Genomic DNA, 11001 nt, shown 5'->3' on the forward strand with positions numbered 1-11001 from the left:
CCTACTTCACCAGGATCAGTCAGGCTGTCACTGGAAAACCGAGCCGTATGTTGCTCGATCTCGCCCGAGGGCACAAGCACGGCACCCTGGCCGAGAGGTTCAAGCTGATCGACGACTACGCCAAGGGTGATTTCTTCGTCATCATCGACGACGACGCCCGGCGGGTCTGGGAAGAGTACCAGTCCGTCCGTGAAATGCATGGGCTGCCGCGCATCCGAAGCATGCGCGGGCTCAAACCCCGGATGGCGCCCTACATCATCTCGGTGTCCCTGAGATCTCTTCAGCAGTGCTTCCCCGACGCCCAGTCCGGCGAGCTGATCCCCATCCACCCCGAGCACCTGGAACACCTATACGACGTGGAGACGGGCTTCAAGCGAGGTTGATGACTGAGCAGGCTTCTTCACTATATGATGTTCCGAGTGATCCTTTCGATTTCATAAAAGGTTCACAATGCGAAGGATAGCAAGATTTTTTATCTTTTTTGTTGGTGTAATTCTCTGTTGCTCTGTCCGCTGGCATACCGGCCTGGGCTACTTGGGGGATCGACTATCAGCATTCGGGACAAAGTCTATACGTAGGTCCACACGAAGCGGTATACATAATTTGGTATAAAGATTGAAATTCTTCTTATTGGGATTTCTCAATGGATTTAGAGGGTAATATTTATCAAAATACACCTACGAACTTTTTAAAGTATGATATCGATAAGAATCTTATTGATTGATTCTTACATATATATATAGGTAGCTTACGGGAATGGTATCCATAGATATCAATAAATAATGAATGCATATTATGCATATATCCTTATTATATTATTTATCTTATATTGAGATTGATGCTGCAAGATTAGTTACGATAGATGATATATATGGTAGTAAGAGATTGGATAATAATCCCGTGTTAATCGAATAACTCTTTATTGAGGATTAATACAGGATCGGTGCGTATAATAGTGTAAGCTGAAACAAAATATGAAAAGATGGAGTATTGACAAATACTTATAAAGATATAATTTAACTCTTATAATAACACCTTCCTGTAGTATTGTCTGTAATAATACTTACCAATATACAGAAGATGGTAATCAGGAGTGGTACTAAGACATCGAGGGCAAGAGAACCGTCGATAATGACGGAGATGTGTATATCTAAGCTAGAAATGGAATAAGTTACAAGAAAGCTAAACTAAACATTGATAAATATTATATTTTTATATAATAAAATTATTCGATATATAATGATAATAACTGTTATTAAGTATAATTACACATGTGTATAATATTGATATATTATATTACAGCACTAAAAGCTATAAAATATAATGATCGTTCTATAATCTGGGGACCATAGCATGAAGAAAGTAGTATAAAATGATATAAATAACTTGTTATTAACACCGATAAATACATCATTGTTTTAAAAGGCTATTATCTATAAGTCTCTCATAGCTCTGTTAATTAAGTGTGTAATATGCCTATCGGTAAATTCAATACTCTTGATTACTATTCTCCACAGATCATTGCTACCAACGGCAACCTATACATCTCCGGTAACAATGGCGATCCTAAGGAGTATGAGAAATACCTGGCCTGCTTGCAGAAGTCTGGCACCCGGATGGACTATAAAACCTCGCCGTCAACGTCAACGACGACGGCGATGTGGAGCTGACCTGGACGGATACTCCCGAGTGGCCCTTCCACAGCTACGTGGTCGATCGCGTGATCAAGGAAGACCACTACGCCGGCGTCCATCCGGTACACGAGCTGCCCATCCCCGCCGACGGCGGCCCCTACACCCTCCTGGACACCGACATCGAACCCGGACAGACCTGGGAGTACACCCTCAAGGCTGTCCGTGGCGACGGCATCACCCACCCCTACGGCCCCATCGAGGTGACGATCCCCGACCCCCGGGGCGTGGCCGTCCAACTGCATCAACCCTACCCGAACCCGGCGGTCAACACGATCACGCTGGAATACGAGCTTCCCTCCGGCATCGACGCCGTGATGCTCAGCATCTACGACCTCTCCGGCCGTCGGATCGATACCCAAACCCTCCAACCCACCTCAGGCCGTCATTCCCTCGTCCTCGACGTGGGCGAGTACCCCCAGGGGGTCTACATCGCCCGCCTGGCGGAAGAAGGAGTGAGCGAGACGAGAGGGTTAGGATTACCCGATAGGCTTGGGATGATTGAGTACAAGTCAATCTTGGAGGTTGCATTTTCAGATTCAATTGCGTTTAAGGTCATCATCACCGATGAGCTCGCTCGGAAGGTTGTAGCTAGAAGAAACCGACGAAACAGGAAAACCACCCATGTGGGTAGCTCCAACCTACTCGGTGACCTGGTCTGTTGCGAGAAATGCGGGCTTCGAATGCAGGGCTGGGGCAGGAACCGTTTAGCATGCTCGCAAGCCATGCGGGGGAACACTGATTGCAACCTGACCTCGGTCAGCCAGGAGTCGATCATCTACAGCACCCTGAACATGATCTTCAATAAGCTGGAAACCTATGACGATTACAATGGTCTGATCAACCGGATGCTGGCCCTAGTTAGGCACGACAGCCGTCCCGGCGAGATCCAGAAGAAGCTGAACGCCTTGGAGAAGAGTATCAAGAAGTGGCAGGGGATTATCGATGGGATGGAAAAGCCTACCGATGCTCTACGTTTTGCAGAGAAGAACCTCTACTCGTCATTAAAGCGAAGAGACGATCTGCTGGTTGAAATCGAAGAGCTGAGATGGAGATCACCAAAGCACTTGACGTATGAACAGGCCAATCGGGTGGTGATGTTGCTCAGGGACAAGCTCGGTGAGCTGGATGTTGAATCATCCAGGGAGGAGATCGTTGCTCTACTATGGCTGCTTATTGAACGGATCGACGTGGCCCAGAAGGAAAGCAGGGGCTCGAAGACGGCAATGTTGACAATTCGCTGGAATCCGGCGCTGATTACCGAAGTTGTCAACAAAAAGAGCCCCGAAAGGGGCTCTACTGGTCGGTTTGGGCCTGAGGCCCATGCAATACGCGGGGAACCGTTGCCGATCGGCGTACGGATGACCGCGTAGATATTGACCGTTCACTATGCAGCTGTCAGGCCGGTTGGCAGCGGGAGCATGCGGTATCGCTCTAGCAACGCGGGGGCGGCTTTGCAGCAACCCCCGCGCATCTTAGGCTGTTGTATGCTATCAGGCCGGTTGGCAGCGGCACGGGGAATCGAACCCCGGTTACATGGCTGAGAACCACGCGTCCTAACCACTAGACGATGCCGCCGTGGTGGCGCTTCGGTCTTGGCGCGCCGGTATTATAGCTGTTGTCGGTCGCCTTGGCAAGTCTCAAATCGCTGCCGGCGATCCGTTTGGAAGCCGTTTTGACGGGGGCCGGCATTGCGGCCCCCGTGGCTGGGGCGGATGGATTCGAACCACCGTAAGCAGATCCAGAGTCTGCTGTCCTGCCACTAGACGACGCCCCAAGGTTGTTTCACCAACGCTGATTTTTTTGAACCGCGCCCGACGTCATAGCGGCCGGGTTGTGGCCCCAATTGCAACTCTAGTTGCGGCTCCGGTTGCGGTCCTAATTGTGGCCCGGGTTGCGGCCCTCTCAGCGTCGGAGGGAGAAAGATAGCATAAAGGCCGGCGGTTTTTCAAGCCCTTATTCGGCGCCGTCGTCGGGCTGGGGGGAATCCTTGGCGACCAGCTCCAGCAGCAGCAGGCGCATCATGCTGGCGCCGCTCTTGGCGCCCTGCATGAAGACCTGCTTGACGGTCTCGTCGGCCTCGGGTTGCAGCTTGTCGAAAACGTCTTCGGTACCCTTGACGGCATTGGTCTCGACGGTTTCGATGAAGCGGATCATCTTGGCCAACAGCGGGTTGTCGGTGGGGTTGTCGTTGGTCATTCGGGGCCTAACTGGTTGGGGCGGGGGTCGGTTCGGGAAGCTCGAGGCTCTCGAGGACGGCCGCGCGCTGCTCGGCGATGGCGTCCCAGCTCTCGGTCGGGGCGGCCAACTGGACACCGATGTAGTGGGGTCCGCTGAGGGCGTTGTAATCGACGAAGCGCCAGGGAACGCCGTCGCCCAGGCCGCGGAACTCCAACCGGCGGGCCTCGGTTCCGGCGAAGGGAGCGCTTTCATTGGCCAGCTCCTCGAACTCGGGCATGGCCGAGAGCTCGAAGAGTTTGTCTTCGACGATCCAGTCCAGGTCCTCGGCGGTCTGGACCTTGTCGAAGGTCTGGCAGCGGACGTCGAGGTAGGCGCCGGTCTCCGGGTTGACGAAGCGGGCCGTCTCGGCGTTGATCTGGGGGTCGATGCTGTGACCGTCGTTTTCCCAGAAGTCGGTGTCGATAGTGAAGGACAGCTCGACGATATCGAAGCTGATTCGTTCGAGGGTGGTTTCGGCGGCGGTTTCGCCGTCGTCGGCCGCCGGATCCTCGAGGGGTTGTTGCTCTTCTTCACAGGCGCCGAGTAGCGGCAGCAGGGCCGCGATCGTCAAGACGGGCAAGAGCTTGCGCATCGTAAACGCCTCCAGTTGCCGGGCTGCGATGGACTGAACGAGAAAGGGGCTGTTCAACGGCTGACGACGAAGCGTCGCAGCTCGCGGGTTCCCGCGGACTCCAGGGCCAAGAGATAGACGCCGTCGAGCAGCTCGCGCAGTTCGAGGGTCAGGGTATGGGTGCCGGCGGCCAGGCTGCCGTAGGAACGGCGCAACCGTCGCCGGCCGGCCAGATCGTAGACCACCAGGGTCGCCTCACCGGGAACGCTGAGTTCGAGCCGGATATTGAGTTCGTCCCCGGCGGGGCAGGGATAGGGCTGCCGCAGGGCCGGGCGGGGTGGGTTGTGGCCTGAGCCGTAGATCAGCCCCACGGGACCGCAGGACAGCGTTCCGCCGGTGTTGAGCTCGGCCAGCAGGAGATACTCGTAACGGCGGTCCCGGGCGACGTCGCGGTCGAGATAGCGCTCGCCGGTCAGCGGGTTGGTGTTGAGGTTGCTCCAGGAGCCGCCGTCGACGCGGCGCATCAACTGGTAGCCGGCGATCTCCTCCGGCTTGGTGACCGCCCAGTCGAGGGCGATGCCGGCGGGGCCGTCGGCCGCCGCGAAGGAGTCGAAGCGCAGGCCGGAACGGGCGGCGACCAGGGCCGCCAGGCAGTTTAAGCGTCCGGCGCCGTAAGAGTTGTCCTTGCCCGCCTCGCCGAGGTCGAGGCTGCTTTCCTCGAGATAGCTCTTGATCTCGGCGGGGGTCAGCTCGGGCAGGGCCTCCAGCAACAGAGCCGCCGCTCCGGCGACGTGGGGCGTGGCCATCGAGGTGCCCTGAAGGTTGCGGTAGCCGCCGGTGCGGCCGTCGAGGGAGAGGATGGTGCTGCCCGGAGCGCTGAGGTCGGGTTTGACCAGCCCCGGGGGGTGGGGCCAGTCGTCGTAGGGCGGCTGGTGGCCGGCGAAGTCCCATTCCGCCGGACCGCGGCTGGAGAAATTGACCAATTCGTCGGCGGCGTCGGTGGCGCCGACGGCGATCACGCCCGGGACATCCCCCGGGGTGCGGATGTTGTCCGGCGGCGGATGGCTGTCGTCGTCGCCCTCGTTGCCCGCCGCGGCGCAGATCACAACGCCGAGCTCCAGCACCGCCTCGCACTCCTCGCGCCAGAGGACCTGGTTCGAGGTGTTCCACTGGCGCCAGCCCCAACTGCAGTTGAGGATGTCGGCGCCCTCGGCGACGGCGTAATCGAAGGCCCGCCAGACGATGTACTCCGTGCTCGAGCCGCCGTCGGAGAAGGACTGCAGGCTCATGATCCGGGCGTCGGGCGCCACCCCGGTCTGGTAGCCCGCGCTGCCGTCACCGGCCACGGTGCCGGCCACGTGGCTGCCGTGACCGCCCACCGGACCCAGGATGTCGTTATTGTGGTAATAAAAATCCCAGCCGTAGATGTCGTCGACGTAACCGTTGCCGTCATCGTCCTCGCGGTTGTCCGGGATCTCGTCGGGGTTGCTCCAAGCGTGATCGGCCAGGTCCGGGTGCTCGATGTCGCAGCCGGTATCCAGCACGGCCACCACGACGCCGGCGCCCGTGTAGCCGTACGGCTCCTCCCAGACCACCTCGGCGTCGACGCGGTCGATGTTCCAGAGCATGGTGGGGGTCGGCGGGGCGGCGGACCGCTGGAGATCGAGCTGAAGATCATGGCTGAGGACGACGCGCTGGACTGCGGGCAGAGCGGCCGCGGCCCGGGCCGTGGCGGCGTCCAGGCGGCAACCGACGGCGTTGAGCAGCACCAGGGAGGTGATCTCGGCGGCTACGCCGTCGGCGGCGGCGGACTCGAGCAGCTCAAGGACGGGCACCTGGGTGCGCGCGGCCAGTTCGCTCAAGCGTCGCCAGCCCGACTCCCGGGCCCGCTCCCGGGGCAGGCCGGCGAGTTGACTGGACAGGCCCAGCTCCGTCGGGCGCTCCGCCAGCACGATAACGGCGGGCAGCAGCCCGGTCCGCGCTTCGGCGAAGGCCGACTCGAGCTCCGGCGTCAGGAAACCGCCGAGGGCCGGCAACGGCAGCAACAGGACTGTCAACGCAAGGCGCATCGTGGTCAGGGGCACGACTCCGTTTTGACGTTCCTTAACGGTAACCAACCTAAAGATATCGAGTAGTTACGATGGGCACAGGGGCTGAAAAGAGTCTGGTACGAAAGCCGTCTGTGCTGATGTGGCGGAGCTTGAGCGGGTTCAACGACAGCGGCCCGGTTCCCGCGCTCCGGCACAACGCCGATCTGGGGAGCTTAACAGCGTTCGAGCGGCCCGCTGCACTGGGCCGGCGACCGCCCCGGAGACCTGAGGTCAGGCCCCGGGCGGCGGTTGAGATCCCTTCGAGCTCCCGGCTTCCGGAACTGGCACGGTTTTTGCGGAGGCGCACCGCTTGCCGACTATGGGGGGTCGCCGAGATGCAAAAACCGTGCCAGTTCCGGAAGCCGCAGCCGGGGCGAAGGGTGTTGCGGTTCGTGCCAGGTCTCCGGGGCTAGTCGAGGGCGGCCTCGGCGGGTTCCCAGACCTCGAGATCGAAGATTTCGATGGTGTGGGCGGCGGTGTTGGCCAGGTACAGTCGGCGGTTGTCGTAATCCAGGGCCACGCCCTCCGGGTTGAGCAGCACGAGACCCTCGGTGGTGACGTCCTGGATTTCTTCAAGGAGCTTGCCGCTCTCGTGGTACAGGTAGAGGGTGTTATTGAAGCCGTCGACGAGAGCCACGACGCCGCCGTCGGCGTCGAGGGCCAGGGGTTCGCGGGCCGGGGTCTCGAAGCTGTCCAGCAGACGTCCCCGGTAGTCCAGGTGGAGAATGGTGCCGGAGCGGGTGACGGCCCACATTGAGCGATCGTAGTCGTAGACGATGTCGAGGAGTTCCTCGGCGCCGGCGCCGGAAAGGGTGTAGAGATTGATGCTGTTGCCGCTGCCGTCGAACTCCCACAGCTCGCTTCCCGAGGCCACCATCAGCTCGCCGGCCCAATTGGCGGCCAGGGCCCCGGGGATGCTCGGGGCGTTGGCCAGGCCCTGGATGGTGTTGTCGTCTCGCTTCAGGCGGCCGTCGCCGGAGATGTTGACCGAGGTCTCGGTGACCGCGTAAGCCTGGGACGGATCGGTGAACTTGAAGACGGTGCCGGCGTTGCGATCAGCCAGGTAGATGTGGTCTTGTTTGTTGACGGCGATGTCGTCGGGGCGGTAAGCGCGCTCGCCGCCGCCGAAGTTGTAATCGTAGACCTGGGTGACCTCGCCCTGGGGAGTGAAGACCTGGACGCGCAGGTTGCCGGAATCGATGACGTACAGCTCGCCGCGGCGGTCAAGGGCCAGGTCGGTGGGCCGGATGAACTCGCCCAGCCGGGTGCCGTTGAAGCCCCAGGTGTCGTAGTAGAAGGGTTCGAGCCGACCCTCGGGATGCAGACGGATATCCTGCTTGGTCGAGACGTCGAGGTCCGAGTCCAGCGTCAACTGGCAGCCGAGGAGCGGAGCGAGCAGCGCTAAGGTGACAGCAAGCGACGTCAGCTTGTTCATGGCCTGTCTCCGGCTTCGAGTGGGGATGGAAGAACTCAGATCCGATGATAGCATAAACCACCGTCGGGTGCGGCGGCGGGCGGGGCTTGCCGTTTGCGCGCCGTCCTAGTACAATCGCCGCCATGAGGAACGTCACCAAGATCAAGGTTCTGCCCCGGCTGGTCTACGAGCGGATCGCCGCCGGCGAGGTCGTCGAGCGGCCGGCCTCCGTGGTCAAGGAGCTGGTCGAGAACTCTCTCGACGCCCACGCCGAGCGGATCGAGGTCGAGCTGGCCGCCGGGGGCAAGCGCCTGATCCGGGTCACCGACGACGGCTGCGGCATGAGCCCGGCCGACGCCCGCACCTGCTTCGAGCGCCACGCCACCAGCAAGATCGACACCTTCGAGGATCTGGAGCTGCTCAAGACCTACGGCTTCCGCGGCGAGGCCCTGCCCAGCATCGGCGCCGTGGCCAAGATCCGTCTGGTGACGCGCTTCCGCGGCGACGAGCGCGGCACCGAGGTCGTCTACGAGGGCGGCCGTCTGGTGCGCTGCGTCGAGGCCGGGGCCCCCGTGGGCACCGACATCGTCGTCCGTGAGCTGTTCTACAACGTCCCGGCGCGGCGCAAGTTCCTCAAGACCGACGTCGGTGAACGCCGGGCCTGCGTCGAGCTGGTCAAGCGGATGGCCTTGCCCAACCCCGGGGTCGCCTTCCACGTCCTGGCCGGGGGCAAGACTCAACTGGCCTGGGCACCCGCCGACGAGCTCCAGCGCTGCTCCGAGTATTTTAGTTCCGTCGCCGACCCCTTGGAGTTGACTTACTCCAGTCCCGCTGTGGGCCGGGTCCACGGCGCCCTCTGGCACCCCAACCGGGCCGATCGCGCCAACCGTTCCGGCATTCTGGTCTTCGTCAACGGTCGCAGCGTCGACAACCGGGTGGTCACCGACGCGGCGGCGGCGGCTTGCCGCGGCGTCGGGCGCCCGGACCGCTTCCCCCAGGCGGTGCTCTTCCTCGAACTCTCGGGCAAGCTGGTCGATGTCAACGTCCACCCCACCAAGAGCGAGGTCAAGTTCGCCGACGACGCCGCCGTGCGCAAGCTGGTCAAGGCCGCCGTCACCCGGGCCCTGGCCGAGGCCGGTGTCGATCTGGCCGCCGCCACACCCCTCGGCGGGGGCTATGAACCCGCCGGACCGCCGGACCGCCGGCCGAGCCCCGCCGGACGCACCGAAGAAACGGGACCGGCCTACATCGACACTCCCGACGACGTCCCCTTCGGCGTCGGTGATGGTCGCCGCCCGGCACGGGTCGCTCCGTCCCGGCGTCCCGGTCGGTTGGAACGTACCGGCGACGCCCCGGCCGGGCAACTGCGTTTCAGCACCGAGGCCGCCCGGCAACTATACGAGCGGGCGCCCTTCGAGGTTCGCGGCCAGTTCGCCGACAGCTTCATCCTCGTCGAGCACGGCGACAAACTGCTGGTCATCGATCAGCACGCCGCCCACGAGCGGGTCATTTACGAGGAGCTGCAAAACAACGACGCCGAGCACCCCGCCGCCAGCCAGGAGCTGTTGCTGCCGCCCCTGGTGCGCCTGAGCCCCGATCGCGCCGCCCGGCTGGCCGGCTTGCTCGAGCTGCTGGAAAGCTACGGCTTCCGCGTCGAGGTCGCCGGCGCCGACGCCTTCCGCGTCCTCGCCGTGCCTCAGATCGTCAAGACCGGCGAGGAGCAGGCCGTCGCCGAAGAGGTGCTGGCCGAGCTCGGCGACGTCGGCGAGGATAAGCCCCTCGCCGAACTAGAGCGCCTGGCCCGGGCCACCGTGGCCTGCAAGGCCGCCGTCAAAGCGGGCGAGGTACTCGGCCGGGAGCAGATGCGCAACCTGATCCGTCGCCTGTTGGCCTCGCCCAACCGCTCCACCTGTCCCCACGGCCGACCGACCACCGCCGAACTGACAGAGGAGCAGATCCGGCGCTGGTTCCGCCGCTAGGGGACGCTCAACCCGCGAATAATGCTCTTCACCGCCGTCAAGCCCGACGGACTTGCCGTCGGAGCGCTGATCGCTTACTATTGTCGGGTCGACAGACAACGCCACGACACCCAGATCGTCAGGAGGACCCTTGGCCGAGCAGACCAACAGCGGCGTCATCGACAAACCGGACGAGCCGCTCAAGGAGTACGGCTCCATCGGCGACCTCGGGCGCTACGCCAACCTGACCCTTTCCCTGGCCTTCAACTTCGGCTTCGCCCTCTTCGTCGGCTACGTCTTGGGCGAGATGGCCGACGACACCTTCCTCGGCCACTACGACGGCATCTTCACCTGGATCGGCCTGGCCGCCGGTTTCGTCGGCGCCTTCTTCTCCACCCGCAAGCGGCTGCGACGCTTCGCCGTCAAGCAGGCCGACCTCTTCCGCCGCCGCGAACGCAAGCTGCGCGGCTACCGGGCGCTGAACCAGACCGAGATCATCGTCGGCTTCAGCGCCTGCTTCGCCGGGGTCTCCCGCCTCTGCGACCTGATCTACCTCGAGGAGTTCTCCCGGGCCGGCAACGCCTGGATACTCTACCTCTCCCTGGCAGCCGTCGGCGGCGGACTGCTGCTCCTCGGCCTGGCCGTCCTCCTCGGTAAGCGCCAAGCCTGGTCGCCGCTGCGCTGGTTCCTGCTGCTGCCTATACCCACCGGCGCCCTGCTGGCCTGGCTCGGACTGCAATACGGCGCCCGACCCAACGTCATCGTCACCATGCTCCTGCTGGCCGAGACCCCGCTGATCGCCTTCCTCGAACACCTGCGCGGACCGGCGTCGGCTAAAGACTAGCGCCCCTCGAACCGAACCAAAGACCAACGGGACCCGCCGGGTCCCGTTTTTTCACCTGGCGAACCAACTCGTGGCGCCGCGGCCGGGAGCCCTTTTTCGCGCAGCGCTGTCATCTCGACTTCGACGCCGCGCCGGAACTGGCACGGTTTTTGCATCTCGGCGACCGTTACGGACGACGATAACGGTCCGCCTCCGCAAAAACCGTGCCAGTTC

Annotated in this window: 8 protein-coding genes and 2 tRNA genes; 4 read left to right on the plus strand and 6 right to left on the minus strand. The window is 61.7% G+C overall.

What is annotated here, in order from left to right; genetic code table 11:
- The first annotated feature begins 47 nt into the window (after positions 1–47).
- Both GF399_02880 and GF399_02885 read left to right on the plus strand, forming a co-directional pair.
- Complete coding sequence (locus GF399_02880) at positions 48–383, plus strand: hypothetical protein (protein MBD3399258.1); 336 nt, start codon at positions 48–50, stop codon at positions 381–383.
- 1277 nt (positions 384–1660) lie between these two features.
- Positions 1661–3064 carry a T9SS type A sorting domain-containing protein gene (locus GF399_02885; protein MBD3399259.1) on the plus strand — a complete coding sequence of 468 codons (1404 nt, stop codon included), beginning with the start codon at positions 1661–1663 and terminating at the stop codon, positions 3062–3064.
- 130 nt (positions 3065–3194) lie between these two features.
- Here the strand turns inward: GF399_02885 and GF399_02890 are convergent.
- From GF399_02890 to GF399_02915, 6 genes are all read right to left on the minus strand, one after another.
- Positions 3195–3269, minus strand: a tRNA-Glu gene (locus tag GF399_02890).
- Between the two features lie 125 nt (positions 3270–3394).
- A tRNA-Gln gene (locus GF399_02895) sits at positions 3395–3468 on the minus strand.
- 179 nt (positions 3469–3647) lie between these two features.
- Positions 3648–3890, minus strand: coding sequence for a hypothetical protein (locus tag GF399_02900; protein ID MBD3399260.1), 243 nt, complete (start codon positions 3888–3890; stop codon positions 3648–3650).
- A gap of 7 nt (positions 3891–3897) precedes the next feature.
- The gene (locus tag GF399_02905) at positions 3898–4503 is read right to left on the minus strand and encodes a hypothetical protein (protein MBD3399261.1); all 606 of its coding nucleotides are present in this window, start codon (positions 4501–4503) and stop codon (positions 3898–3900) included.
- Positions 4504–4556: 53 nt separating this feature from the next.
- Positions 4557–6566, minus strand: coding sequence for a S8 family serine peptidase (locus GF399_02910; protein ID MBD3399262.1), 2010 nt, complete (start codon positions 6564–6566; stop codon positions 4557–4559).
- Between the two features lie 415 nt (positions 6567–6981).
- Entirely contained in the window at positions 6982–8061 is a 1080-nt protein-coding gene (locus tag GF399_02915) for a hypothetical protein (GenBank protein ID MBD3399263.1), read from the minus strand.
- A 68-nt stretch (positions 8062–8129) separates the two neighbouring features.
- On the opposite strand from GF399_02915, the gene mutL reads away from it, so the two are divergent.
- Together mutL and GF399_02925 are read left to right on the plus strand one after the other, a co-directional pair.
- Entirely contained in the window at positions 8130–9965 is a 1836-nt protein-coding gene (gene mutL, locus GF399_02920) for a DNA mismatch repair endonuclease MutL (GenBank protein ID MBD3399264.1), read from the plus strand.
- 130 nt (positions 9966–10095) lie between these two features.
- Entirely contained in the window at positions 10096–10788 is a 693-nt protein-coding gene (locus GF399_02925; protein MBD3399265.1) for a hypothetical protein, read from the plus strand.
- The last annotated feature ends 213 nt before the right edge of the window (positions 10789–11001 follow it).

The organism is Candidatus Coatesbacteria bacterium (assembly GCA_014728225.1).
Lineage (GTDB): Bacteria > RBG-13-66-14 > RBG-13-66-14 > RBG-13-66-14 > RBG-13-66-14 > WJLX01.